The 24,945-nt window shown below is 36.4% G+C and carries 24 protein-coding genes; 10 read left to right on the forward strand and 14 right to left on the reverse strand.

Annotated elements, in window-relative coordinates:
- Positions 1–135: 135 nt before the first annotated feature.
- The 8 genes from ACMAYX_RS15075 to ACMAYX_RS15110 form a co-directional block, all read right to left on the reverse strand.
- Positions 136–483: a hypothetical protein gene (locus tag ACMAYX_RS15075; RefSeq protein WP_103219168.1), complete on the reverse strand. Its 348-nt coding sequence runs from the start codon at positions 481–483 to the stop codon at positions 136–138.
- 296 nt (positions 484–779) lie between these two features.
- Complete coding sequence (locus ACMAYX_RS15080; protein WP_103219169.1) at positions 780–1,691, reverse strand: hypothetical protein; 912 nt, start codon at positions 1,689–1,691, stop codon at positions 780–782.
- Positions 1,692–1,812: 121 nt separating this feature from the next.
- Complete coding sequence (locus tag ACMAYX_RS15085) at positions 1,813–2,889, reverse strand: hypothetical protein (protein ID WP_103219170.1); 1,077 nt, start codon at positions 2,887–2,889, stop codon at positions 1,813–1,815.
- Positions 2,886–3,704, reverse strand: coding sequence for a TIGR02147 family protein (locus ACMAYX_RS15090; RefSeq protein WP_412472124.1), 819 nt, complete (start codon positions 3,702–3,704; stop codon positions 2,886–2,888). The genes ACMAYX_RS15085 and ACMAYX_RS15090 overlap by 4 nt, the downstream gene beginning before the upstream one ends.
- A gap of 46 nt (positions 3,705–3,750) precedes the next feature.
- On the reverse strand, positions 3,751–4,257 hold the full coding sequence (locus ACMAYX_RS15095) for a hypothetical protein (protein WP_103219172.1): 507 nt from the start codon (positions 4,255–4,257) through the stop codon (positions 3,751–3,753).
- Positions 4,258–4,274: 17 nt separating this feature from the next.
- The gene (locus tag ACMAYX_RS15100; RefSeq protein WP_103219173.1) at positions 4,275–4,904 is read right to left on the reverse strand and encodes a hypothetical protein; all 630 of its coding nucleotides are present in this window, start codon (positions 4,902–4,904) and stop codon (positions 4,275–4,277) included.
- Between the two features lie 24 nt (positions 4,905–4,928).
- On the reverse strand, positions 4,929–5,555 hold the full coding sequence (locus ACMAYX_RS15105) for a hypothetical protein (RefSeq protein ID WP_412470076.1): 627 nt from the start codon (positions 5,553–5,555) through the stop codon (positions 4,929–4,931).
- Positions 5,556–5,688: 133 nt separating this feature from the next.
- A complete protein-coding gene (locus ACMAYX_RS15110; RefSeq protein WP_103219175.1) occupies positions 5,689–6,162 on the reverse strand; it encodes a CBS domain-containing protein in 474 nt (157 codons plus the stop codon).
- A 97-nt stretch (positions 6,163–6,259) separates the two neighbouring features.
- On the opposite strand from ACMAYX_RS15110, the gene ACMAYX_RS15115 reads away from it, so the two are divergent.
- The 6 genes from ACMAYX_RS15115 (at position 6,260) to ACMAYX_RS15140 (ending at position 14,709) form a co-directional block, all read left to right on the forward strand.
- Positions 6,260–6,697, forward strand: a complete 438-nt coding sequence (locus ACMAYX_RS15115) for a YqaA family protein (protein WP_103219176.1) — start codon at positions 6,260–6,262, stop codon at positions 6,695–6,697.
- A gap of 78 nt (positions 6,698–6,775) precedes the next feature.
- On the forward strand, positions 6,776–10,396 hold the full coding sequence (gene dnaE / locus ACMAYX_RS15120; protein ID WP_103219177.1) for a DNA polymerase III subunit alpha: 3,621 nt from the start codon (positions 6,776–6,778) through the stop codon (positions 10,394–10,396).
- Between the two features lie 36 nt (positions 10,397–10,432).
- Positions 10,433–11,830, forward strand: a complete 1,398-nt coding sequence (locus ACMAYX_RS15125; RefSeq protein ID WP_392992363.1) for a hypothetical protein — start codon at positions 10,433–10,435, stop codon at positions 11,828–11,830.
- Positions 11,827–12,750 (forward strand): hypothetical protein, encoded by a 924-nt coding sequence (locus ACMAYX_RS15130; RefSeq protein WP_103219091.1) that lies wholly within the window; start codon positions 11,827–11,829, stop codon positions 12,748–12,750. The genes ACMAYX_RS15125 and ACMAYX_RS15130 overlap by 4 nt, the downstream gene beginning before the upstream one ends.
- Positions 12,750–13,790 (forward strand): quinone-dependent dihydroorotate dehydrogenase, encoded by a 1,041-nt coding sequence (locus ACMAYX_RS15135; protein WP_412463111.1) that lies wholly within the window; start codon positions 12,750–12,752, stop codon positions 13,788–13,790. Before ACMAYX_RS15130 ends, ACMAYX_RS15135 begins: the two co-directional genes overlap by 1 nt.
- Positions 13,791–13,887: 97 nt before the next feature.
- The gene (locus ACMAYX_RS15140) at positions 13,888–14,709 is read left to right on the forward strand and encodes a hypothetical protein (RefSeq protein WP_103219090.1); all 822 of its coding nucleotides are present in this window, start codon (positions 13,888–13,890) and stop codon (positions 14,707–14,709) included.
- On the opposite strand, the gene sfsA is transcribed toward ACMAYX_RS15140, so the two are convergent.
- Complete coding sequence (sfsA, locus tag ACMAYX_RS15145; protein ID WP_158246944.1) at positions 14,704–15,456, reverse strand: DNA/RNA nuclease SfsA; 753 nt, start codon at positions 15,454–15,456, stop codon at positions 14,704–14,706. The genes ACMAYX_RS15140 and sfsA overlap by 6 nt on opposite strands.
- An 81-nt stretch (positions 15,457–15,537) precedes the next feature.
- Here sfsA and ACMAYX_RS15150 point away from each other — a divergent pair, with 81 nt between their 5' ends.
- Positions 15,538–16,890 (forward strand): hypothetical protein, encoded by a 1,353-nt coding sequence (locus tag ACMAYX_RS15150; protein ID WP_103219088.1) that lies wholly within the window; start codon positions 15,538–15,540, stop codon positions 16,888–16,890.
- Here ACMAYX_RS15150 and ACMAYX_RS15155 read toward each other — a convergent pair.
- The 4 genes from ACMAYX_RS15155 to ACMAYX_RS15170 all read right to left on the reverse strand — a co-directional run bounded on the left by ACMAYX_RS15155 (position 16,887) and on the right by ACMAYX_RS15170 (position 21,079).
- Positions 16,887–17,165: a hypothetical protein gene (locus ACMAYX_RS15155; protein WP_392992359.1), complete on the reverse strand. Its 279-nt coding sequence runs from the start codon at positions 17,163–17,165 to the stop codon at positions 16,887–16,889. The two genes, ACMAYX_RS15150 and ACMAYX_RS15155, sit on opposite strands and share 4 nt — an antisense overlap.
- Before the next feature lie 62 nt (positions 17,166–17,227).
- Positions 17,228–19,090, reverse strand: coding sequence for a DUF4105 domain-containing protein (locus tag ACMAYX_RS15160; protein ID WP_103219086.1), 1,863 nt, complete (start codon positions 19,088–19,090; stop codon positions 17,228–17,230).
- Between the two features lie 62 nt (positions 19,091–19,152).
- Complete coding sequence (locus ACMAYX_RS15165) at positions 19,153–19,584, reverse strand: DUF3015 family protein (protein ID WP_103219085.1); 432 nt, start codon at positions 19,582–19,584, stop codon at positions 19,153–19,155.
- 130 nt (positions 19,585–19,714) lie between these two features.
- Positions 19,715–21,079 (reverse strand): hypothetical protein, encoded by a 1,365-nt coding sequence (locus tag ACMAYX_RS15170; RefSeq protein ID WP_103219084.1) that lies wholly within the window; start codon positions 21,077–21,079, stop codon positions 19,715–19,717.
- Between the two features lie 178 nt (positions 21,080–21,257).
- Between ACMAYX_RS15170 and pyrE the strand changes: the two genes are divergently transcribed.
- The 3 genes from pyrE (at position 21,258) to ACMAYX_RS15185 (ending at position 24,394) form a co-directional block, all read left to right on the forward strand.
- On the forward strand, positions 21,258–21,890 hold the full coding sequence (pyrE, locus tag ACMAYX_RS15175) for an orotate phosphoribosyltransferase (RefSeq protein WP_103219083.1): 633 nt from the start codon (positions 21,258–21,260) through the stop codon (positions 21,888–21,890).
- A gap of 130 nt (positions 21,891–22,020) precedes the next feature.
- Entirely contained in the window at positions 22,021–23,292 is a 1,272-nt protein-coding gene (locus tag ACMAYX_RS15180; RefSeq protein ID WP_103219082.1) for a citrate synthase, read from the forward strand.
- 70 nt (positions 23,293–23,362) lie between these two features.
- Positions 23,363–24,394 (forward strand): small ribosomal subunit Rsm22 family protein, encoded by a 1,032-nt coding sequence (locus ACMAYX_RS15185; protein ID WP_412472126.1) that lies wholly within the window; start codon positions 23,363–23,365, stop codon positions 24,392–24,394.
- A 25-nt stretch (positions 24,395–24,419) separates the two neighbouring features.
- Here the strand turns inward: ACMAYX_RS15185 and ACMAYX_RS15190 are convergent, their stop codons facing one another.
- Positions 24,420–24,929 carry a hypothetical protein gene (locus ACMAYX_RS15190; RefSeq protein WP_103219080.1) on the reverse strand — a complete coding sequence of 170 codons (510 nt, stop codon included), beginning with the start codon at positions 24,927–24,929 and terminating at the stop codon, positions 24,420–24,422.
- Positions 24,930–24,945: the final 16 nt, after the last annotated feature.

Raw genomic sequence — 24,945 nt, forward strand, 5'->3', positions numbered from 1 at the left:
TCCGGCTTCAGCTCCAAGAATGTAATTATCTAAATAATTCAAGTGCGAGGTTTCTTTTCATAGCAGAAGAAACCTCCTCTTAGTACCTTGTACGATTCGTTAACTTATTTAAATCTCGTAAAGGTGGCGTGTACCTTACTGAGTACAAACAAGCTTATAAACAGTTGCCCCATTTACGCTTGCTAGCTCAAAACGATTATTTTGATCAAAGGTTGCTGTTGAAACAATTCCTTTCGTGTAATCAGGACCAAATGTAATCTTAGCGACAAATTGTTCCTTATCGTACTTTGTGAAAACGAAGTAGGCTTCGTCGATATCTGCGTGAATTTTTGCATCAGTATACTCAAATGCATTTTCTAGTTTGATTTCTTTAAGTTGAGACTGTCCTCTGTCGTCCAAATATCTTTTTGAACCGATACAATCCATTGACAGGGCAGAAGATGCCAAAAGTAATGCTAACGTGATTTTTGCGATCTTTTTCATTTGAACTCCTTACCCCTAAGTTAATTAATAGGAAATTCTAGTGAAGAAATGCTATCAACGCAAAATATTGTGCTCAATAGTTAGAAAGTGTTAGATTTTTGTCGACTTAAGTTACTGAATTAACTTTAAAAGGTCCTTACTGAATGCATTAGACATGAGGGCCGAGAATAAGAAGATAAAGAATGTTGCAAAGACTTGTTTGATGAATTTCTTTTCCATATCGAAATCTTACTGGATTTTAATATTTGAAAATACTTTTTTAATAATTGCCTAGGTAGTGTTCAGCTTTATTTTTATTACTGTGCAAAAAGGTTAAGCTGATCAAGGCGTGATTCATGCTTAGAGAAAATTGTCTCAACAGAGTGCTCATGAACTTCGCGTTTTTCAAAGCCATTGTCATAAGTTTGAATAACGAAGAAAGACATACGTGGAAATTTTGCTTTTAGCTCTTTCATCGCATCTGTAATGAGATCGATATTTCCAGCATCATCATCACTCATTCCAAAGCGGTGATAATCTGAGTATCCGTATTTTTGAATAGCAAGTTCAACTGATTCGATAATGGCCTTGTACTTAAGTTCAGGCACATTATAATCCTCATCACGTCCACCAAGTCGTACACGAGTTTCTGGATTTGAAACAGCATAGACAGTGTGAAAGTTTGGCATATTTGGTAGGTGACCTTCGTTATAGATAACTTCGATCCCTTGCTTAATTGTATCTTCTCTGTGACCACGAGCTGTAATAATTGAAACTGGTCTTTGATTATAAGTTGCATGATAGAAGTGATTCCAGCTCGGAGCTTTCCAAGTTGAATCACTTCTTTCAAGTGCATCCTGGATATCTGTGATAAGTGATTGCTTTCTTCCGGTTAGTCGTTGAGTAAGCGAAAGATCTGAATCGCGGAAATTTCTAAAAGTTCCCGTCTCATCATCGAAATCCATGTGATAATTTGCGTAAGGTCCTTCTTTTCCAATGATCTTATTATGAGCAGCAAATTCGTGAGAAGAAAGAAGCTTCTCTTCGCCTGTCTCATTGTGAAAGATAATGATTGGAGTTGAAAGGAAAACGACATTGTCGTCGAAATCGAAGAAATAGAAAGACTTTCCACCAAGGTGGAAATTGCGATCGTTTTCGCGCGGAAGCTCAAAGTTAAACTCGAGCTGTTCCTTGTTTTTAGGTGATTTTTTCTTACGATTAAAAACCATGGTTTCTCTTTTCTATTTCTAACGAAAATACTTTTTATGGCGTATATTCGCAGAAGTTGTGGTCGCGTTCAAGAAAAGAGCTTAGTATCTGCAATATTTACAGATACTAAGTTATTGAAAACTAATAGCATTTACTATCGTTTAGCAGGGTAATTGTAGCTGAAATCATCATTTTAAGGTCATTACTATCAAATACTAGTGAGCTATTTGATAGAGTTGCAAGGCTTTGTTCAATACCTGTACAAATCATCCAGTCTTCAGAGGCAAAACTGATCGCACTTAAAAGATTACTCGTGTAATCTGAAATGATATAGCTATTCTCCTCAGTTAGCTCAAAATTCGTCATTCTAATTTTAAAGAAGAAGTCACGTAGAAGTATTAATGTTAGTTTATTAAGTAATACATAATTTGGATTACCTCGAATTTGATCATAAGAGAGTTTATCAATCATTGGGATGATATCTCTTAACATTTTATAATCTGCCCTTAAGGTTTTTAGGCGATTAAGTTCTTTCGAATCCACATAAAGTTCGTTCGATAAATTTAGATTTAAATTAATTAAAGGTGCAAGTGCAATTGTATTATATTTCTCAAGTGATAAATTTCCTTGCTTGAAATATGCAAGCTCTTCTTTTATCGAGCGTGAATTAAATGAACGCAACTGAGTGTTTTCAACGATGTCAAAAGACTGCTTGGCCCATTTCATTTTAAAATCACCAAAGCTCAAGATATCTTGCTGAATTAATACTTTTGTCGAGTAGACATAATTATCATCATTGATTCCTTGAGCTCTAAGAAGCTCGTGAAGAACCATAATGTTTGTAAGGCGAGAGTTTTTAAAAATATTATTCCAGTGAAGCTCTGGAATGGCATCTCCCACATATAAAGTTATCTTTCCCGGAACCCCAATCGCGCTAACTGGATTTCCAAGATTGTCGATTAAAATATCATTGGAAGTACTAATCGTATTGATATTTAGATGGGCCTTAAGTAGAAGAGGAGATACAAGAACTTCACTAATAGACTTAAAACCATCTTTATAATAATCGATGATACCATTTCCTGTGTTTATAAATCGAAGCCTTATTGTATCACCACCATTGCCAACTCCTGAGCCTCCTTCTCGTAAAACAGGACGTTCTTTAGCTGCTGAGGTCAAAGTTAATAAAGATAGTGCTAGAATTAAAAGTACTTTCATTGGTCAACCTTATTTGAAATAGCAAAGAAGTTAATTGCTAAGTGATATAATTGATTTCCTTCAAAGTCCTTTTCGATAAATTTTTGAGAAAATTCCTCTCTGAATTTTCTTAACTCTTCCTTCGCTTGTGGAAGATTTTCGGCGCGAATCCCAAATGTAAAGCCAGAGAACTCTCTGTCCTCCACATCTTGTTTTTCAACTGCTTCTTTTGCGAGTTCAGCAATGTTCTTGTGATATTCTTGCTTGGCAATATTTGGGATATCATTTGCTGTGAAGACTGTCTCGTGGGCCTTGCGATAACTACCATCTTTTAAAATTAACATTTCAAGCTTTGTTAGTAGCTCAACACTTTTTCTGATTTCTGTAAGAGGGTAGTTATGAATTAGTAATTTTTGAATCTTGATTGGTGTAAGATCAGCATCTATTAAGCAAAATAATTCAAGAATGAAGAAGTTAAGAGGATTTCGTATCAGCTCGTAATTATCTACTTCATAAACTTCAAGAGTTTCATTATTTCTCTGTATTGAGTTTAAATAGAATAATTTTTCTTCTTCTGATTTTGCGGCTTGAAGTTTTACTAGTTTTTCAAAATAGTCTGCTTCCTCTGCCTCAAGTTTTAAATCTCTCGCAATAGTCATTATATACTTACTAGGAAGATTGCGTTTTCCGTTTAGAACTTGGTGTAGCTGAGAATGGGAAGTTATTCCAAGTTTTTGTGCCCAAGACCTAATTGAGAAGTTTGGGTTAAGCTCTTTCTTCTTAAGCCAAGTATCTCTTAAGTACAGAGAAGCATTTACGTAGTTGTAAATATCCACGCAATGCTTATCTGATAAATATGGGGGATTTGTTTGTATATCCAATCTATTTTACTTTTAAATCAAGTCCGTAATCTAAGTTCCAAATACAAGTGTAATTATTTGTCCCTTTTGTTTTTTGAGTCATATTCTCTGGGATTGAAATATTCACTTTACCTTTTTGGTAAGTCAGAGTTCCGATATTAAGGTTTTGTAAATAGTCGTTCTTGTTACGATATAAATCGTAGCCACCAAAACCATCTTCTTCACCGATAAAGCTCATTGCAAAACCTGCACATTTCTTTCTGTCTTGTGACTTTAGTAAAACAGTGATTCTACCTGTACTTGATTTTGTAATCTGAACATCTAACTTAATATTTAGAGTCTTACTTTTTCCATAGTAGTCTTCGTAATCAAAACAAAGAAACTTGCTACAATCAGCCTGAAAATAACCCGTGTAAGTTAAAGAGATCTTTTTCTTTCCACTATATTCACCTTCAATTGATTTCTTTCCAAGTGCCTGAGTACTTAAAGAGAGTGATAGTAGGGTAATTGCTGTGATTAATCTTTTCATTTTTTATCCTTATAATATTATTTCTTTAGGTTTACGTTTAATCCGTGCTTAAGATCCCATATGCAGTTGTGTCCATTGCGACCTTTTGTTAGCATTGATATCTCTTGTGAAATTGCAATATCTAATTCTTTTTGCGCATAAGTTGCTGTACCAAAGACCTCATTTTTTAAGTATGATTCTTTGTTTTTGAATAGATCATATCCTCCAAAACCATCGGGCTCACCGATTAGTTTGATTGAGAAACCTGCACACTTTTTCTTGTCTTGTGAAGAAATCATAAGAGTAATTCTTTCTGAACTTGTCTCAACAACCTTTGCTTCAAGTTTTACTTTGAAAATATTTTCGCGAACATAGCTATTGTTGAAGCATACTGATTGCTTGTAACTTTGAACCAAGATAAATGTTCCGATGATCCCAATTGGACCAAGTGACCACGCTGCTCCAGCGGCACCTAGTGAAAGTGCATTGTAGCCAAGCCTTCCATCGAATGAGCATTTGTTAAGGAATCTAACACCATCGTAGTTTAAGGAAATACTCTCTTTACCTTTATACATTCCCGTGATGCCATTATCTTTACCACCAAAAAGTGCATAAGTATTTGTACTTAAGATGACAGTACTAAATACTGCGATTAATACTCTTTTCATTTCTCTCTCCCTAGTTCTAACTTATTAGTTACAACCATTATTTCTCATCATTCTATAAGCGCTTAAAACATTTCTTCTCTTGCTTGATACATCATTCGTTTGAAGAACAAATGTTAAACTCTTCTTTGCACACTCATAATTTCTAGAGAATGTACTTTCTTCGATTAACTCAATAGCAAGTCCTGCTACACGATTTAGCACTGCAATTTCTGTTTCATCATTCTTTGATCTTTCGCCCTCTGTAAGACCTCTTGAAAGAATGTCTTGAACATACTCTCTGTGATTTCCATAACACCAAAGACAAAGTCTTCTAGTAAGTCTGTCGTGAAATTTATTAAGATCACCAATTGCATCTCTTAAGTGTCTTCTTAGGAAGAGAACCTTATGTTCAGGTGAATCGTAAACTTCAGTGCCCTTAATTGCACTTGCAAGAGTTGTGTAAAAATAGAAGAAGTTCTTTTTTGGAGTGCTATCTAGAACAAAGTGTGAGGCATCTAAAAGGATTTCTAATTCCTCTTCATAAGTCACGCTTTCAAAACCTGATACAATTGCGTTCTCTAAAATAAAACTCGTATCTTTACACCACTTGCTAACTTCAGCGTTAGTTGTCAGTGCCAAAAATGTACAAATAAAAACTAATAACTTTCTCATCGAATCCTCCCAGATCGTTTCCAATGGAGGTGTTGTATCGATTTAAAAGTCAAAGTTGAACGCATTTGTACACAAACTGTATCAAAAATGTAAACAGCTCATTTGAATGTCAGTAAGATTTATGTAGTCAGGACTACCAGTTGGTTCCTTTCATATTGTGAATCACTTCAAAAACAGTCGTTCTTTCAATGATTCCAACTACTTTCTCGTTCTCTACAACAGGAAATGCATGGAAAGGATAGTGGAGAAAGAGTTCAACGATGAAGGTGAGGTTGGACTTTGAAGGAATGGTTACAACATTCTCGCTCATATAGTGTTCAACGAGTGAAGAAGGGTGGTTGTAGTATTTTGCATCGAGGCTATATTTGAGGCAGTCTTTTTGCGAGAGAAAACCAACAATATTTTCAAACTCATTAACGACAGGAAGACCTGTAATATTGTGTTTTATGAAGTATTCGCCAGCTTCTTGCATATCCATACTTGTGTGAAGTGGAACGAAAGCTTTGATAACTCGATTTATAATATTATAGCTTGATGTAAAGTGTTCTTCTTTTTCTCTTTGTCTTGGGGCCTTATCGCGTTCGATAGGTGGAGTGTAGTTAACCATTATGCATCCCTTTTTTGTTTAAACCTATCTCAAATTGTATTGTTAAAAGTTGAAAAGATTTTGATTAAATGTAGAGAAATCATCATAATAATTAATAATGGAATTCATTCAAGACTATGGCATCGTAGGGCTTTTCTTTATAAGCTTTGCCGCCGCAACTATTCTCCCATTCAGCTCTGAAGCATTCTTATTTGGTGCTGTAAAAGCAGGACTTTCAAGAATTGATATTTTCTGGGCCGCAAGCCTTGGCAATTTTCTTGGAGGGGTAAGCTGCTTTTATCTTGGTCACTTGGGCAAGATAAGCTGGTGTGAAAGATACTTAAAAATTAGTAAAGAACAGATCGTACGTTGGCAAAATCTTATTCAGCGCTTTGGGCCGGCCCTTGCTTTTTTGACATGGCTTCCCATCGTTGGTGATCCCTTGGCCGTAGCACTCGGCTACTTTCGTTGTCGCCCCGCGTATGTTTTCTTATCGATGTATATCGGTAAAGCATTGCGTTATGTCTTTGTAATTTGGTTAGCAAATAAGTTCTAAGAATATGACAAAACGCCTTGAAAATGGGATACTTAAATAGCACGACACACTGATTAAATAAGACATTTTGAGGACTCCATGGAACAAGATAGTAACGTCGAATCTAGCGAAACGAAATCACTAAAAGAAACTCACCCAGATAGCTTTGTACACCTTCACTTACATACACAGTATTCACTACTGGATGGAGCGATTCGTTTAAAGGATTTAATTCCACAGGCAAAGGAATTAGGTGTTCCGGCAATTGCACAAACTGACCATGGGAATATGTTTGGTGCTATTGATTTTTACACTCGCTGTAAAGCTGCAGGGATAAAACCAATACTAGGTTCAGAAATTTACTTCACACCTGGGTCACGCTTTGATCGTCGTGCGGCCAAGAAGTCTGCTAGTGTTAGTTCACAGGATGCTGAAGAGTCTTCAAGACAAATTCACCATTTGATTCTTCTTGCAAAGAATAATACTGGTTACCAAAACTTATGTAAGCTCCTTTCAAAAGCTTATCTTGAAGGTTTTTACTATAAGCCACGTGCAGACGTGGAACTTCTTCGCGAATATAGCGAAGGGCTAATTTGTACGACAGCATGTCTTAAAGGTGAGGTTGGTTATAACTTCTTTACTGGACAAGATGAGCGTGCCATTCGTGCAATTGAAAAACTAAGAGATATCTTTGGTCCTGATGACTTCTATCTTGAGATTCAAGAAAATGGAATTCCTGAACAGAGAATTGTAAACGAGAAAGTTATCGACTTTGCAAAGAAGAACGATATCAAACTAGTTGCAACAAATGATTCGCACTATATGACACCTGAGGATGCGACAGCTCAGGAAGTCCTTCTTTGTATTCAAACAGGAAAGACATACGCTGACGAAAATAGAATGCGTATGACGTCGCAAGAATTTTATTACAAGTCACCTGAAGAGATGAGAGCTGCATTTCACTATGCACCTGAAGCTTGTGATAACACTCTTGAAATTGCAGATAAGTGTAATGTTGAACTTTCGTGGACTGATGAAAAAGGAAATCAAATTTATCATCTTCCAGACTATGAAATTGATACAGATGAAACTCTTGAAGAATACTTTGATCGTGTAACAAAAGAAGGTCTTCAAGCACGTTTTGATGGACCGCAATTTAGAAATATTGTTAACCAACCGGATTGGGAAGAGCAGAAACCAAAGTATTACGAGCGTCTTCAATATGAGATGGATCTTATTAAGCAGATGGGATTCGTTGGATACTTCCTTATCGTTGCTGACTTCATTCAGTGGTCAAAAGATAATGGGATTCCGGTAGGTCCTGGACGTGGTTCTGGAGCTGGTTCTCTTGTTGCTTATGCTTTAACAATTACCAATATTAACCCTCTTCCATACAACCTACTTTTTGAGCGTTTCATTAACCCTGAGCGTATCTCGATGCCAGACTTTGACGTCGACTTCTGCCAGGCGGGACGTCAGCGAGTTATTGAGTACGTAACGCAAAAGTACGGTGAAGATAAGGTAGGGCAGATTATCACTTTTGGTAAGCTTCAGGCCAAGGCCGTTGTAAAAGACGTTGCTCGTGTTTATGACTTAACATTTGCTGAAGCCAATATGATATCAAAACTGATTCCTGATGAAATTGGAATCACATTAGATAAAGCAATTGAAATGGAGCCGAAGCTTCAGGAGCTTATTGAAACTGATCCTAAGATTCGCCAAATCTTCACTATTTCAAAAAGGCTTGAAGGACTTTATCGCCACGCTGGTATTCACGCGGCCGGAGTAATCATTACCTCTGAACCGCTTGTAAACTATTGTCCACTTTTTAAAGGGGCAAAAGGTGAAAAGGTTGTTCAATTTGATAAGGACTTCTCTGAGCTAATTGGACTTGTAAAATTCGACTTCCTTGGACTTAAAACTCTAACGGTAATTGATTACGCTTCTGATTTTATTAAGCGTGACTACGATCCAAATTTTGATATTGAAGCAATCGATTACGAAGATAAGAAAGTATATGACCTGGTTTCTGAAGGGGATACAATTGGTGTTTTCCAGCTGGAATCTTCTGGGATGCAGGATCTTTGTCGTCGTATTTCACCGGATACTCTCGATGATATTACGGCCATCAACGCTCTTTATCGTCCAGGTCCTATGGGATCGGGAATGCACGATGAATTCGTTGAAATCAAGCACGGGCGCAAAGAAGAAAGTTATCCATTCGAATCTCTTAAGCCAATCCTAAACGATACATACGGAATCATTATCTACCAAGAGCAGGTTATGAACATCGCCCGTATTATTGCTGGATATTCTCTTGGTCAAGCGGATATGCTTCGTAAGGCGATGGGGAAAAAGAAAATTTCGGAGATGGAAAGACACAAGCAGATCTTCCTCGATGGTGCAAAAGAGAGAAATTACGATTTAAAAATTGCTGAGACTCTCTATGATCAGATGGCGAAATTTGCGGAATATGGTTTCAACAAGTCACACGCCGTTGCCTACTCATATATTGCGTATCAAACAGCATACTTAAAAACTTATTATCCGCCAGAGTTCTATGCAGGACTCCTGAGTACGGAACTTTCAAATACAGATAAGATCACAACAATCATTAACGATGCAAGAAATCATGATATTCAAGTTCTTGCTCCTTGTGTGAATGAGTCGCTTTGGCTATTTAACGTTGTTGATGGAAACCTACGCTTTGGTATGGGTGCCATTAAAGGTGTTGGTGAAGGTGGTGTTGAAGAGATGATCCGTGAAAGAACGGAGAATGGCCCATTCGTTGGCTTCATCGACTTCTGTGAAAGAGTAAATCTTAAGAATGTTAACAAGCGTGTTATTGAATCACTTATTCGCGTAGGTGCTTTTGATGGTTGTGAAACAAATCTTAATCGTCGAACAATGCTTGAGAATATGGAAATGGTTGTGGCCTACGCGCAAAAGCGCCAAAGAGAAAAAGAGATGGGACAAACGAATCTCTTTGATATGGCCGAGGCAACAGAAGATACTGGTGCTAATCAGCTTGATATTCAATTTGTTGCTGACTGGGATGACCGTGAAAAACTTTTATATGAAGCAGAGCTAATTGGGGTTTATGTTTCAGGTCACCCGCTAGATCGTTACCAAGGTGTTATTGAACAAATGGCCTCGATGCCAATTGGACAAATCCAAGATATCGATGGAACTTCAAAGAGAGATATGGTTCTTGCGGGGATGATCGTTGAGAGAAAAAATATCATGACGAAGAAAGGGGATCGCATGTGTTTTGCTACCCTAGAAGATTTGTCAGGTAAGATTGAATGTATCATTTTTCCAAAAACATTCGTTCAATACGAAGAGATCCTTGCTACTGATGACCCAATCATTATGACTGGACAGGTAAATTTGGCCGAGGAACCGCGAAAATTCTTCCCTTCAAAGATTCAAAAGCTCAAGGAGCAGGCGGAGGAAAGGGTATCTTCTGTTCGTTTGAATGTTCCAATGACATCTCTAAATGAGGGACGTCTAAACCGACTTAAGCAGACGATTTTAGGTCACAGAGGAACAGTTCCACTACATATTATTTTTGAACATGATTCAGGTAGAGCAAGAATGCCACTTGGAAATGACTATCTGGTAAACCCAACACCACAAATGGCAGCAAAAATTAATGAGATTTTTGATGCTGATGCGGTGAAGTTTATTATTGATGGAAAAATCAGCGATGTAGGGTAAAATACTTAAAGATATTTTTTAATCTAGGGATGGATAATGAAGAAACTAATATTATTGCTATTATTAGCGACCAATACTCTTGCAGCATCAGTAAGTGCAAGGGGACAGTTCACCTCAAAACCTGGTGACTCTTTATCTTTTATTAAAGAGCAACTCTATGCCAACACGGTTCGCAACGTTCTTGATTCTGAGCTTGAAAAGCTAGGTCTTGATACAAAGACTTTTTGGCAAAATTACGAAACACAATTTGATGAATACTTTGCACCAATTAAAGAAAATTACGATCGTGAAACTGGTGCAGTTGATGCTGAAGGCAACCCTGTAACTCTAACGGGGAGTGCTCTTGAAAGATACCAAAGGGGAATTCGTAGCAAGAGACTAAAGGCACGCGCTTCTTTTGGTGGATTTAACTCTATTATTTCTTCATACACAGTAAAGAAGATGTCGAAGTCTTTATCACGAGCAGATACACACTATTATAATATCGATGCAAAAGTTAATCGTAAGTTAGTTTCTGAAATTTACTATCGCTATATTGGACAAGGTAAAACACGTAACTTTACAAAACTTTATCTAAATATCAATTACAAGCTTAAGGATCTAACTTGGGAAGAAGTTGGTGTAAGTTCTCAGTCGAAATTTACAGATGTTGTCGAAGATCACTGGCTTAAAGAGTTAGGAGAGAGTGTTGGTGGTGTCTTTCTTGAAGGGATTGAAGTTGTTAATCCATCAACAAGACAAGAAATTTTCGAACACCTAAAGAAGCCTCTTGTTGTCCTTCGTTCAAATGAAGGAGAGATTCTTGGTACTCGTCAGGAAGAGCTTAGAAATTCACTTATGCTAACTCTTGATATCGCACTTGAAAAAGAGTTTAAAGACGAAAAGCAAAAGCAAATTAATATACAGACATTTGGTGGATTAGTTCTTACTGATTTAAGAGATGGTACGATTGTAAACTTCAAAGATTTTGAGGCCAAAGGACAACAGTATTCGACAGTTGATCCACACAAGCAGAGCTCTGATATTGCAAGCTTTGTTTATCAGCTGCCAATCTCAGAAATGAAGGGATTAAAGAGAACGATTAAGGAGAAAGTATCTGTAAAGAACTCTTTTGATATCGTATTAAGAAATACTCATAATATTAATGAGGCATTTGATTTTGCTGGAATGTTAAAAGAAGAAGGTGTTGTTTACTTCTTTGATCCACAAATTACTTCGACTCTTCAAAATGTAGTCAATATTAGTATCACTTTCTCTGGTGATAAAGATAAGGCAATGGATGTCTTGAAGAAGTTTTCTAATACAAAATTATCAGAGCAAGCTTCGATTAAAAGAGATGAAAACCTTCCATTTGTTTTTAATATTATTCATGCTGGTGAGAGTGGAAAAGTTATTAAGGAAGATAAGGAAGCAGCTAAGGCAAAAAGTCTATGATTAAGTTTTTATTACCAATTTTAGTTTTAGTTACAACATCGTGTTCTCTTTTAGTACCACCACAAAAAAGAGATTATCACGGAAGAAAAGAGAGAACGTCTCAGCGTCAACATTTTACAGGCGTTAAAAAGAAGGTTGCACTTCTAACTTTCTTTAATGAATCTCCATTTGGTGGCCAAGATTTAGGTGTTATCGCAACAGAAGAGCTTCGCCGTGAGCTTCAAAAGACGGGACAATTCATTGTGGACCCAATGTCAGCTAGATTATTTGGTTCTTCGAAGCAGGTCTACTCTCAAGGTGGGTCAAAGCTTGTTCAGATGACAAGAAAGGCAAAAGGAGAAGGTGTAAACTTTGTTATTTTTGGTCGAATTATCGAAGCAAGAGTTAGAGAAAAGTCTGATGAAGTAGGTTTTGTTAGAAGCACAAAAAGCTATAGTGAAGCAAAAGTCGAGATTAGAATCTATGACGTTAACTCTAATAAAGAAATCTATACTGATACTCTTGATGGTTATGCAGACGATAGCAGCTACCGCTTCTTTAAGTCTGATCGCGATTCACAAACAAAGTACCGTCAAGATCTTCTTCGCTATGTAACAAAAGTTTCTGTTAGAAAATCAATTCCAAGAATTCTTGATACAGCTCAAAAGCTAGAGTGGATCGGACGTGTTGCAAAAATTATTGGAAATAATATCTATATCAATGCTGGCCGTGACTCAGGACTTAATATCGGTGATGTTTTAAAAGTTGTAACTGAAGGTGTTGATATCTATGATCCTGAAACTGGGGCCCTTATTGGTGTTTCCAAGGGAGAAGTCAAAGGGACTATTGAGATTATCGACTTTATTGGAGCAGATGCTTCAATCGGTATCTTACACTCCGGAGGCTCTGTTCACGAAGGTGACTTTGTTAAGTTGTACTAATGATTTATTCTCTTGCCCGTAACTTCTTATTCAAGTTAGACGCCGAAGATGCTCATGATCTTACAATCGATTTCATGGAGAGATTCCCTGTCCTTTCTGAGGTCTATCCGAGTTATCGCTCTGATAGTTTAAAATTAAGAATTGGTAAGTTAACGTGGGCAACACCTGTTGGGCTTGCTGCTGGACTTGATAAAAATTGTCGTGGATACGAATTTCTTTCTAATCTTGGTTTTGGTGCAATTGAGGTTGGAACTGTAACACCAAGGCCCCAGGGTGGAAATCCTAGGCCAAGACTATTTCGTTATATTGAAGAAGAGTCTATTCGTAACTGCATGGGCTTTAATAATGAAGGTGGAGAGTTTCTTAAGAATCAAGTACGCTTAGCAAAGCGTTCAATTCCATTAGGTGTGAATATTGGAAAGAATAAGGATACACCTGATAATCTAGCATATGAAGACTATGCGAGCCTTTATCAAGATTTTAAAGATCTTGCTGATTATATCGTTATAAATGTTTCCTCGCCAAATACTCCGGGACTTCGTTCGCATCAAACTCGTGAATCCTTAGAGAAGATCTTTGCTGCTTTAGAGCGTAAAGACGGTGAGGCTGATCTCTATTTAAAAATTTCACCAGATATTGAAGAAGATGAAATTGAAAGTATTATCAAAGTCGCAAGTGACTATAGACTAACTGGTATCATTGCAACAAATACGACTATAATGCAAGAGCGTGGGGTAGGAGGTGTTTCTGGAAAACTGCTTCTGGCCAAAGCACGTAGGGTCCGTAAGGCATGTCTTGATAAGATGAAGGATTTTCCTCATTTAGAGTTCATCGGGGTTGGAGGTTTTTCTTCGTATGAAGATATTGTTGATTATTGGCGTGATGGTGGAAGGTGTTTGCAGATCTATTCGGCCTTTATTTTCCAGGGGCCTAAGCTTCTCCAAGATATTAATCGATCAATAATAAATGATATGTCCCTAAAGGGATTTAATTGTGTTGAACAACTAATTGATCATTATCAAAAAAAATCTCAAATATAACCTATTAAAATTATGTATAAATAAAAACTAAAACTTAATCTTTTCCTAATATTAACCGAAACGAGTAAAAAGGTTGGTTAAACATTTAAGGAAAGAAATGATTAAAGGCTTAGTTCATACTGTCGTAATTGCATCATTAGGCGCATTTGTCTTTTTCACTAGTAGTGATATTGAGAGTACTCTTAAACAAGAGCTTGGTAGTGGTGCAAATCCATACAAGCATGTTAATCGTTCACCTGACTTTGTTAAACGTTCAATTGCATCTTTATCTGATGATGTTACGGCCCGTGAACTAAAAAAGAGAAGAGTTGAGGATATGCATATCTACAAGTCTTACGAGGAGTCGTTATCAAAACTTAAGGGTTGTATGAGAAGTATCTGTCAGGAATACTTCACAAGTGATGAAGTTTCTGAAAATTATGATAGGTATGGGGATTATATTACAGCGAAGATTAATCAAAATATTAATCAGCTATATAACTTTACGTCAAAAAGAGGCTTTCGTTCTCACTCAATTATTACGACAGCACTAGATTTTATCGATCTTTCAAATGAAGAATTAAAGAAGAACTTAGTTTTACTTTTAAGTACGCAAAAGAGTGATCTAAGATCATTAAATGCCTTAGTTAAACTTTCACAAGGTGTTTACGGTAAGGATCTTCATTCTCTTATTATTTTAGAGCTTGAAAAATATGCAAAGTCAGATGATTTTAAAGATAAGGTAAGCGATCAAATAGTGACAACACTAGCTTCAAACGCTAGCAATGAAAACTCACTTATTACAAGAGAGCTATATCGTTTCATCAATAAAGATAATCTTCAAAAGTTTAATCATCTTTTAACAAAGATTCCTAATGAGAGTCGAGTGTATTCACAGCTTGCAAATCATATCGAGAAGTTCGAATCGACAAGCCTATAAAACAATCTTAAGTTTTTTTGCGACAGTGATTTCTTTCTCATTCATATTTAGTTGGTAGGCAAGAATCTGTACTCCAGCTTCTTTGGCCTTGATAAGAAGTCTTTTATATTCTGTATCAATATCACTCACATTAAAGCTCTTAACATCTTCACGAGAAACAATATAGAGCATTGTGGCCTCATGACCTTGCTCCTTAATTGCCATAAGTTCTTCAAGATGCTTTTGGCCTCTGGTTGAGACGGCATCCGGGAATTGGGCCTGGTCGCCAACTTTTAAAGTAACATTCTTTACTTCAACAAAGTTGTACTTAAAACTAGGATCCTCAAGTTTTAAATCTTTCTTATCGATCTCTTTATTGCTTAAGAGAAAATCAATTCTACTTTTACCAATTTTTACTTCACTCTTGAAAAAATCATACCCTCTAAGTTCTTCGAATTTTCCAAGTTCTAGACCTTCCTGAACAATCTTATTTGTAAGGCCTGTATTTACCATAATCCAAGAATCCCCATTCGAAATCATCTGAGCAGAGAATTTAAGCTTTCTCTTTGGGTCATCAGAGTGGGTCATTAGAACTTTCCAATCTGGCTCCCAACATGTTTTCATGCTTCCTGTATTTGCAAGGTGGGCCGTTAGAGTTTGTTCACAACTATACTCTTTAAAGGCATTATCTAATTTAAAATCTAATAAAAATCGTTTGTAGCGTTCAATAATTGTCCCTAAAACCAATTCATTTTCTTTAAATTGCATATTTTTCCTTGTGTGCATGTTGCTAAGCATCTGTAATTATATGTTACAATGACAAATACGATATCATTTTAAGAGGAATTTGTGAAAACTGCTTTAGTAATTTGTGACAATGAAGTTTTAAATTCAATCTACAGTGTAAATCTTAAGACATACACTGAGTTGAATCTGATTTTTACGTCATCACTTGATGAGGCGCTCATTCATATTGAGGACACAGAAGTTCCTATTGATCTACTCGTAACAATGGCCTCAATCGGGGATGAAGATACGGCCCTTTTGGCCTTTCATAATCTTATTGAAAATGATCGCGATATTCCTTCGATTGTTATTGGAGAAGGGGATCTCGTTCCAGATGAGAACTATGTTGTTAAAAATCAATTTGATATCCCTGGCATTCTACAAAATATTTTTGAATGCTTAAAAATTACACCAAAAGAAGTTTTGGCCGTTGTGACAGAAGAGTTATATGAAATGCCAATTCGTCTCTTCTTTCCGTTTAATAAAGCATTTTGTGATACCTACTATATGCTAGAAAATAATGGCGAGAAAGTCCCAACTAAAATATACGACACTGAAAGTGATGTATGGCCAAAGGTAAGAGAATTCTTAGATCAAAATGTTTCACATCTTTTGATACCTGCAAGAGAGCGTTTCGCTTTCACTAAGAGGGTAACTGAGCTTTTAATTGAAAGTATGGAAAAGGTGACTCCTGAAACTCCTCAACAAGAATCTCTTGATTTTGTGGAGCAAAGTATTGATGCCATTGCTGAACAGCTATTTGAAGATGAAGGGGTAACGAAAGAAGTTGTCCAGCTTTCTCAAATGTGTATGGATACGATGGAAGAAGTTATTGATAATGTTCCAGATCTAAAATCTATCCTAAAGGATTTAGCAGCGCTAAAATCTGGCTTTCTCTATAGTCACTCAATTATTGCAGGTTACGTTTCGTCCCATATTCTCGACAACGTTGAATGGGGTGGCCCTGCTCATAAAGAGAAATTAAAATTTGTTCTTTATTTCCACGATATGTACTTAGTGCAAGTCTATAAAAAATATCCTGATCTAATGTACGAGGATAAGATCATTTTTGATCCTCAAGTCTCTGAAGAAGATAAGGAAATCATTATCAATCATGCTGCTGAAGCAGCAGATGCAATTAGGCGCTATCCTGCATGTCCACTTGGCGCCGATGTTATTATCATGCAACACCATGGAACATCAAATGGACTAGGTTTTGCGACAAGTTTTAAAGATGATATCTCTCCACTTGCTAAGGTTCTTATTATTGCTGAAGCATTTACAGAAGAAATCTACCAAAGAATTGAAGATCGCCAAAAAATAAATGTTGAAGATGTAATAACTAAGCTACGTGAGCGCTTTACTAAGCACACGTATAAGAAGATCATCGAAACACTTGCGACGATTAAGATTTAAGCAATATCTACTAATTTTTTTATTGTGACACTATCTTGTTCGAGGGTATAGATTGCGTGCCAGCTATCCTTTAATTGAATCTTTCTGATATTATTGATTTCATCAATTTCAATATTGAGAGGCCCATCGTATTTAATCTTGAATTCACGTGCCTTATCGATACCTAGATCTGAAAGAAGATTTATCCAACAACTAATTTCATCTTGAACTTCAATGGGAGTATTCGCTAGTTGTGCTAAGGCCTGTTGTTCAAATTCAATACTTACTTTTTTCATTTTAAAACTATAGCGATCTTACTTGTGTGTGGCAAATATCATGTTTTTTTGTTTACTTTCGATTAGTAAAAGAAATTTAGTCCTGCCATCGCTCTTTGGTAAACTTCATCATAGTATTGGTAGGCAAGTCTTAAGCTAACATCCTTGGTAAAGTGAAACTTTGCTTCGCTATTCCATTCATGTTGCTTATTTAAGCGAGTGTTATTTCTAAATGAATATTGATAACTACCTTGCCACGAAAAGTATTTACTCGAGTAGATAAGCCTTATTTTTGGCCCATAAGTAAGAGCATAGTCATAGTCTGACTCATAGATATAAGAGTTTTGTGTTGCTATAAATGCTGCCAGTGCGAATACTTCGTTACCAAAAGTGTAACCAAGATCAAAATCTAAGTAGGGATTTAATGTTCGGCTTTGATATGTAAAGCTCTCAGCAAAACCAAAGTTAAATTGCCAACTAAGCTTCTTTGCAAAAACTGTTACAGGTCTTAAGGCATCGATACGAGCAAGCTGTATATCGACTAACCTCAGTCGATCTTCTTGATAGCGATTATAATCTAACTTTATATTAACTAGCTCTGTTGTGGACATGGGAAGATAACCACTTTGTCTATCGAGTAGGTCGTGGAGTGCTCCACGAAACTCAATATTTAGATATTCTCCATTACTATCAAAGCTTGGACCTAGGCTAAAACGATTTGTAGAGTGGCCTTTATCCGGAGATTTAGGCATTAAAAAATCATAGTTAATATCTTGTGATTTTGAAGCTAATTTTGCTCGTTTGCTATTAATACGAAATTTTTGTGTACGGTATTCTTTCTTCTCTTTATCTTTTAAAGACTTCGTTGCATCAACATCAGCATTCTTAAAGTCGATATAAAGATTATAAGTATCTAAGACAAATAGTTCATCAACATTATCTTTGATGTCGCTGATATTCTTAGAATCCTTGATAAGCTTTTTGAAAAGTGCTCCTTGCTTTGGATTCATCTCATCATACCTCGCTTTTAATTTTGTATACGAAGCGGGTCTAACTTTAATATTCTTTACGATATTGTCTTGTTCGAATAAAGCGTAGATTGTATCAACTGGAGGAACTGTAGTATCGATATTATCAATTAGCTTCCAGTCTGTTCTAATGGCATCGACAAACGCTAGAATGTGGTAAGAGCAATTCTTAGTGAAGTAGAGATAGTCGAAATAAGCTCGATTCATTTCAAAGAGGTGCGCCTGAAAATAAATAAGATCTTTTCTATCTAAGTTTAATTCATAATCCCAAAGATCTCTCGATTCCATATTATTATATTCTTTAACTTTTACATAATATGGCATCATAGCAAACATGCCTTTAAAGCCACCAAAAATACCTTTGTAGCCATAAACGAGGGGATTACTAGTATCGACTTTCGCACTGAAGTCCACGCCGTAATCTAAGAGATCATTATCTTGGCTTTTAGATGACTTTGAACGAACACGAAAGAATGTGTGACCAAAAGTTGAAGCGGGCTTTTCTATAAAGTAAGAAGAAAAAATAATAGAGACTGAATAGATATCGATTTTCTTTATATAGTCTTGATAAGCAGGACAATCATACAAATTTAATGATTGCTCAATTAGCCTATGTTCTTTTAAGAGCATGAATCTTGCAGGGAAAAGACACTTCGGATGATTATTCATGTCTTTAACAAGAGGGGATTCAACACCTGAAATTGTTTGTTTCAATTCCTCTAGTGGTGATGTCATACCATTTTCAGAAAGAAAATATTCCTTCGCTTTTACTAGGGACTCGTAACCGAAAAGATTCTTTTCATATCGTATGAGCTTTAGCCACCTTTGTGACTTAGAAAAAGTTTCGAGCTCTGTTGATGCCCAAGAAGAATGCCCTAGAGCAAAGAAGAGAAATGTTGCAGTTAAATATTTTTTCATTCTAAAATCAATTTTTGGCGTATTGGAAAAATGGCCTACAACCGAAGTTGTAGGCCAAAGTATTACATCGCTAGTACAGTTTGGATGTTATTGTGGATTGTTTGTGCGTCAGCATTTTCAGCAAAAATCTTATCAAAGTTTTGCTTTAGGTTTGTTTTGTTTGCTGCTGGAGCATTAACTAGAGCAAGGTATGCATCTAGACTTTCACCTTCGCCACGAGCAATATCGCTTGAAAGTGCGATCATGTTGTTTTCAACAAATGATACAGCTGATACACGTGCTGTTTTTGCATCTTCACAACCAAGAGTACCTGTTGACATTGCAAATGTCTGGTTACCTAGGATACCGTTTGTTGTAGCTGCAAGAACGTTAAGAGCTAGTCCTGACTTACCTTCGAAAATTACCGAACCAAGACCACAACCTGCTGGTCCGTGAGCTGCAAATGCTGAAGAAGTAACAACTGTAAAAAGTGCTGCACATAATAGTTTTTTCATCAATAAACTCCTTAATATTGTGATGTTTGTAAAACAATACAAAGAGTTTAACTTAACTAAGAAAAATGTAAATTAAAAATCCCTCGTTTTTGTTTGAGCAAAGGACTCCGCTTTTTAAGAAAAATTTAATTTACAGTATCGTCCTTTGTAGAGCATTAAGTGGGTCTTTGAAGTTACCTTGGTTGTAAACTTCTTTAATTTCTCTAAAGATATTAAGTAAGTTTTTTTTGCCGCCTGTACTTGTACAAAGTTTTAAAATGTAGTTATTTGCTAGGATAAATGCACACGAGTGGGCCGTTAATTTATTTGTACTTAACTTATTAGGGAAGCCATCTCCCTTTGGTTTTTCATGGTGCTGGGCCACGACAAAGTCTGCTTCAGGGTAACCTGTAAAGTACTGTGCAATCTCAGCTGCTTTAAGAGGATGGAGACGGTAGCTTTCTTGCTCACTTTCTTTGAACATTTTAAGCTGTGGGTCTTCTAATGATTGAATTGAAGCAAGGTCTTCATTTTCAAGCATTGAATCATATAAAAGTGAGGCCAGTCCAAGTTTCTTCTTTGATGTCTCAGAGGCCCAGCCAAGAGCTTGTAAAATAAAGTGTGATAAATAAAGTGTCATAATTGATTGAGTGGCAATATCAAATGGCCCTTTTGGAAATAGCGAAAGGACATTACGATACTTCTTATTTTCAAGAATGATTTCACGACTACAAAGAATGACTTCATCACAAAGTTTAATTACATTCTCTGATACGCCAACGGTTTTAACATATTGATGAATCAAAAGAACGGCCTTAATTTGATTTTCAATAACTTCTGAGTCTTTAAGTCTTTTCTTGCTTTCAAAAGTTTTAAGGAGGTTTTCTATTCCTTCTTCTAAGAATTTTAAGTAGTCATTCTTTTTTAGATAAAGGACTTTTATATTCTTTCTCGCATAAGAATGAATTGTTGCGTGAGAGTATTTCTTATTTGCCGATATGATCTTTGTATATTTTGTTTGAGTTAGTTCTAAATAGACATCGTAGGCGAGTGTATCAAATAAATAAAAGCCACGAATCTTCATTGGCAATAAATCGTCTTCTTCAAATTCCTCAATGCTAGAGCCGAAGTCTTCACTTTTAACCCAGGCAAGGGCCTTGTTAACTGCGCCCATAAAATCTTCTTCTTCAATTGGGCGAAAAAGTGCCGAGCTCGATTCACTTCGTGCATAGAGTGCATCTGGAATTTTTTGTTTGATCATGGCCTCCATACCGATAAAGATAAATGGCCTTTGACCTGTAATCGAAAGAATCTTTCCCGCTAGCTGAGACGGATCTTCATTTTTAAGAGCTACTTCAATAATGATCACGGCAAAAGGACCTTCAAAGCTTAAAAGGTCAATTGCATCATCACCACTCATTGCGCAATGAAGTTGGATATCTGGATAACAATTTGAGAAAGAATCTCTAATGTATCCCCATTCATCTTTTTCATCACAAATATATAATGCTTTCAAAAACGTACTCCTTTAATCAACTAATCATTAATTTCTTTTCATATATCTCCCGCATCGGTAAGTTATTGAAATAATAAAATTTAGTTAGGAGAAAAAATTAATAATCAATTGATAATTATACAAGAATTCGACTTTTTAAGATGGATAAATTTGTTTAAACTATTTTAAAGGGGTTAGCATGACAGAAAAGACAATCTCTCTTGTAAAAGAGATGATAAAATTTGGCTTAATTAAAATTTCTCCACAAAATCCATTTAAATACGCTTCTGGTAAGACTGGGCCTATTTACTGTGACAATCGCCTTATGTCTTCTGATCCAAAAATGTGGAAGCTTGCAATTGAGCTCATGAGTGAACTCATTGAAGAGAATAACTTTTCATATGACTTCATTACAGGTGTTGCAACTGCTGGAATCTCTCACGCTGCGGCATTAGCATTTTATCGTAGCGAGCCAATGAATTATGTACGCTCAAAGCCTAAGGCCCATGGCACGGGTAAGATAGTGGAAGGAAAAGTTGGCGAAAATAGTAAATTACTTTTAGTTGAAGACCTGGTTAACCAAGGCTCAAGTATCGAAAAAGTCATTGGACTCATTCGCGATCAGGGCCATATGGTAGACTCAGTGCTGTGTTTGGTCGACTATCAAACTCCCAATGCTAAAAGGGTTGCTAAAGATTTAGGTATTGAGATTTTTTCTTTAATAAATCTTAATCAATTAGCCGATATTTGTTTGTCGCAAAAATTGATCGATGAAAGAGGCCATGAGCTTCTTATGAAATGGCAGCAAGACCCAGATAATTGGGAAAATTAATGCAACGCTGTGCATTTTAGACGCAAGACGTGTCGACAGATTTAGCAAAAAAAGATATGTATCTACTTAATTTAATTCGTGTTTTTTAACGTATTTAAGTTATATCCAACTTAAATTTTGGAGGAATAAAATGGCCGATAGTGCAAAAATTGAAATCAATGGTCAAACTATTGAAGTTCCTGTGATCGTAGGAACTGAAAACGAAGTCGCTTTAGACATCTCAAAGCTAAGAGCAGAAACAGGTGCTATTACTTTAGATATTGGTTTTGTTAACACAGGATCATGTACGTCGAAGATTACTTTCTTAGACGGAGAGAAAGGTATTTTAAGATACCGTGGTTACCCAATCGAACAACTTGCTGAATCTTCAAACTTTGCTGAAGTTTCTTACCTTCTTTACAATGGAAAGCTTCCAACTGTTAAGGAGCTAGATACTTTCAACAGAGAAATTTCAGCTAACAGCAAGCTTCCAGGTGGCGTTGAAAAAATCATCGACCAATTTCCTGGTTCAGCTCACCCAATGGGTGTACTAGCTGCTGCGATCTCATCTCTAAGTGGTTTCTACCCAGAGTTCTTAGATCCAGAAGCAACTGAAGAAATTAAGAACAAGGCTATTGTTCAATTAATGGGACAAGTAAAAGTTATGATGGCGCAATTCTATCGCAAGACGATGGGAAAAAGCCCACTAACTTCAAATGCTAAGCTAGATTACTCAGCAGATTTCCTAAATCTAATGTTTGATGGTGAAGTAGACCAAGACGTAGCAGACGCTCTTGATACACTTCTAATCCTTCACGCTGATCACGAGCAAAACTGTTCAGCTTCAACTGTAAGAGTTGTAGGCTCTTCACATGCTAACGTATTTGCTTCAATTGCAGCTGGTGTTACAGCTCTTTGGGGACAATTACATGGTGGTGCAAACCAAGCTGTACTTGAAATGCTTGAAGAGATTAAGAAAGATGGTGGTGATTACCAAAAGTTCATCGAAAAAGCGAAAGATAAGGACGATCCATTCCGTCTTATGGGATTTGGTCACCGTGTTTATAAAAACTTTGATCCACGTGCAAAAATCATCAAGAAAGCATGTGACACAATTCTTACTAAGCTTAAGATCGAAGATCCACTTCTTGATATTGCAAAAGGTCTTGAAGAAGTTGCTCTTAAAGATGAGTACTTCGTTAAGCGTAACCTATATCCAAACGTAGATTTCTACTCAGGAATCATCTACAAAGCACTTGGAATCCCAACTAATATGTTTACAGCAATGTTCGTATTAGGTCGTTTACCAGGTTGGCTATCTCAGTGGAAAGAACTGAGAGAAGATGGAGCACGTATTTCTCGTCCTCGCCAAGTTTATATTGGTGAAAATGAGAGAGATTACGTAGCACCAGAAAAAAGATAGTATAATCTTTTAAAAAGAATATTGAATTCGGGCCCAAGGATTTCTTGGGCCTTTTTTTTAGGAAGTAGAAATGTTTGAATACGATAAAATTTTAAAGAGTCTCTTAAATCCAAATCTTAATAAGCAGCAACTTGCAAAACTTATTGGGACTCAGTCGACACAATTTACTAGTGAGCGTACTAAGCTTAAGAATAACTACTCTGATGAGGATTTAATCAGTGCCTATACATCATTCTACTTTCCAACAAATGCTCTTAAACTTGAGTTTTTAACTGAGCATTTAAGCGAGCAGATGAAGGCCGAAATTTCTAAAACTCACATCTTAGATATTGGAACAGGACCTGGAACTTATGTTTTTGCGGCAAGTGAGCTTTTTTCGGATGCTCTTTCTTTCACAGGAGTTGATGAATCTAAGCTTATGATTGAACAGGCCAATAAGCTTAATAATGAGTATTTTCAAAATCCTAAAATTGGTTTTTCTCAAACTCTACCAAATGTTGACGATTCTCCAAGAACTCTTATTTTTGGTAATTCGATCAATGAAATGGGAATGCCTGCGGCCTTTAAGATTATTAAGCGCTACAATCCTAAATTTATCATTTGTATTGAACCTGGAACAAAAGATGTATTTAAAGACCTTCTTGCTTTAAGAAAGAAGCTTCTCTTAATCGATTACAAAATTCAATATCCATGTATGGGACAGGGGACTTGTCCTCTTGAAGGGATCGATGACTGGTGTCACCAATCAATTAAAACTTCATTGGACTTCGAGCTCGAGTCTCTTTCGCAAGTTGCAAAATTAGATCGTAAGGTCATGCCTGCAACAATTCACTTCTATGCATTAAACCAAATTGAAGATAAGAGCGGTAAAGCAAGAATTATTCGTTTAAAGAAAAATGTTAAGCACGCATTCCTTTGGGATGTCTGTGATGAAAATAATAAGTCTGTGACTTTAGAAGTTCCTAAGAAACTCTTTAAGAAGAAAGTTGTTAAGCAATTAGAAGAGATTTCCTCTGGCATTTGTGTTCGCTATACAATTGATAAGGAACTTGAAAATTCTACTGTTCGTGTAAAGACTATTGAAGTTGAAGGTGTTGAATAAGGGAGCATAAGGCTCCCTTAGATATTTACTTTTTACTAGCTGGTAGACGATTAAGTGGTGCTGTCAGGACGTCCTGAAGTCTTACGCCTGATCTAAACTCGATTAAATCCATACTTGTGATTTTTTGCTTTCCAATAATATAGGCCTTCTTTGAAATCATATTAGTCATAAAGGCGGTATCAAGTTCACTTAGAAGCGCTTTTTTATTTTTTTCAAGTGAGTCGACGTGTGCTTTCGTTGCATGATAATTTCTTACCTTTGCTCCTTGTGCTCCACCTGCAGGTGCCCAAGCAACTGACAGTGGCCAAAAGAGTAGGTTTACAACACCATTAGGTACATCGCCATTATAGAAATCTCCTACACCTGGCAGGATATTTAAAACTGCGGCCAATGTTTCATCTTTTTCTTTCACTTCAAGTCCTTTTGCTTTCCACTCAGCATACTCTCTTGCTTGATATGAGTTGATAGAAGAACAACTTGCTAGAAGTGATAAAACAGATAGAAGTAGAAATACTCTTTTTAATAATTTACTCACTATTCCCCCTTAAGTG

The organism is Halobacteriovorax sp. RT-2-3, from assembly GCF_047085075.1.
Lineage (GTDB): Bacteria > Bdellovibrionota > Bacteriovoracia > Bacteriovoracales > Bacteriovoracaceae > Halobacteriovorax_A.

Excerpts from the sequence above, each read along its gene's own strand:
- ACMAYX_RS15110 (WP_103219175.1), bottom strand. The coding sequence starts at position 6,162 with ATGGTTAACTACACTCCACCTATCGAACGCGATAAGGCCCCAAGACAA.
- dnaE (WP_103219177.1), top strand. The coding sequence starts at position 6,776 with ATGGAACAAGATAGTAACGTCGAATCTAGCGAAACGAAATCACTAAAA.
- ACMAYX_RS15165 (WP_103219085.1), bottom strand. The coding sequence starts at position 19,584 with ATGAAAAAACTATTATGTGCAGCACTTTTTACAGTTGTTACTTCTTCA.
- ACMAYX_RS15115 (WP_103219176.1), top strand. The coding sequence starts at position 6,260 with ATGGAATTCATTCAAGACTATGGCATCGTAGGGCTTTTCTTTATAAGC.
- sfsA (WP_158246944.1), bottom strand. The coding sequence starts at position 15,456 with ATGCAATTTAAAGAAAATGAATTGGTTTTAGGGACAATTATTGAACGC.
- ACMAYX_RS15160 (WP_103219086.1), bottom strand. The coding sequence starts at position 19,090 with ATGAAAAAATATTTAACTGCAACATTTCTCTTCTTTGCTCTAGGGCAT.
- ACMAYX_RS15125 (WP_392992363.1), top strand. The coding sequence starts at position 10,433 with ATGAAGAAACTAATATTATTGCTATTATTAGCGACCAATACTCTTGCA.
- ACMAYX_RS15075 (WP_103219168.1), bottom strand. The coding sequence starts at position 483 with ATGAAAAAGATCGCAAAAATCACGTTAGCATTACTTTTGGCATCTTCT.
- ACMAYX_RS15130 (WP_103219091.1), top strand. The coding sequence starts at position 11,827 with ATGATTAAGTTTTTATTACCAATTTTAGTTTTAGTTACAACATCGTGT.
- ACMAYX_RS15155 (WP_392992359.1), bottom strand. The coding sequence starts at position 17,165 with ATGAAAAAAGTAAGTATTGAATTTGAACAACAGGCCTTAGCACAACTA.
- ACMAYX_RS15140 (WP_103219090.1), top strand. The coding sequence starts at position 13,888 with ATGATTAAAGGCTTAGTTCATACTGTCGTAATTGCATCATTAGGCGCA.
- ACMAYX_RS15135 (WP_412463111.1), top strand. The coding sequence starts at position 12,750 with ATGATTTATTCTCTTGCCCGTAACTTCTTATTCAAGTTAGACGCCGAA.
- ACMAYX_RS15080 (WP_103219169.1), bottom strand. The coding sequence starts at position 1,691 with ATGGTTTTTAATCGTAAGAAAAAATCACCTAAAAACAAGGAACAGCTC.
- ACMAYX_RS15100 (WP_103219173.1), bottom strand. The coding sequence starts at position 4,904 with ATGAAAAGAGTATTAATCGCAGTATTTAGTACTGTCATCTTAAGTACA.
- ACMAYX_RS15185 (WP_412472126.1), top strand. The coding sequence starts at position 23,363 with ATGTTTGAATACGATAAAATTTTAAAGAGTCTCTTAAATCCAAATCTT.
- pyrE (WP_103219083.1), top strand. The coding sequence starts at position 21,258 with ATGACAGAAAAGACAATCTCTCTTGTAAAAGAGATGATAAAATTTGGC.
- ACMAYX_RS15095 (WP_103219172.1), bottom strand. The coding sequence starts at position 4,257 with ATGAAAAGATTAATCACAGCAATTACCCTACTATCACTCTCTTTAAGT.
- ACMAYX_RS15180 (WP_103219082.1), top strand. The coding sequence starts at position 22,021 with ATGGCCGATAGTGCAAAAATTGAAATCAATGGTCAAACTATTGAAGTT.
- ACMAYX_RS15105 (WP_412470076.1), bottom strand. The coding sequence starts at position 5,555 with ATGAGAAAGTTATTAGTTTTTATTTGTACATTTTTGGCACTGACAACT.
- ACMAYX_RS15085 (WP_103219170.1), bottom strand. The coding sequence starts at position 2,889 with ATGAAAGTACTTTTAATTCTAGCACTATCTTTATTAACTTTGACCTCA.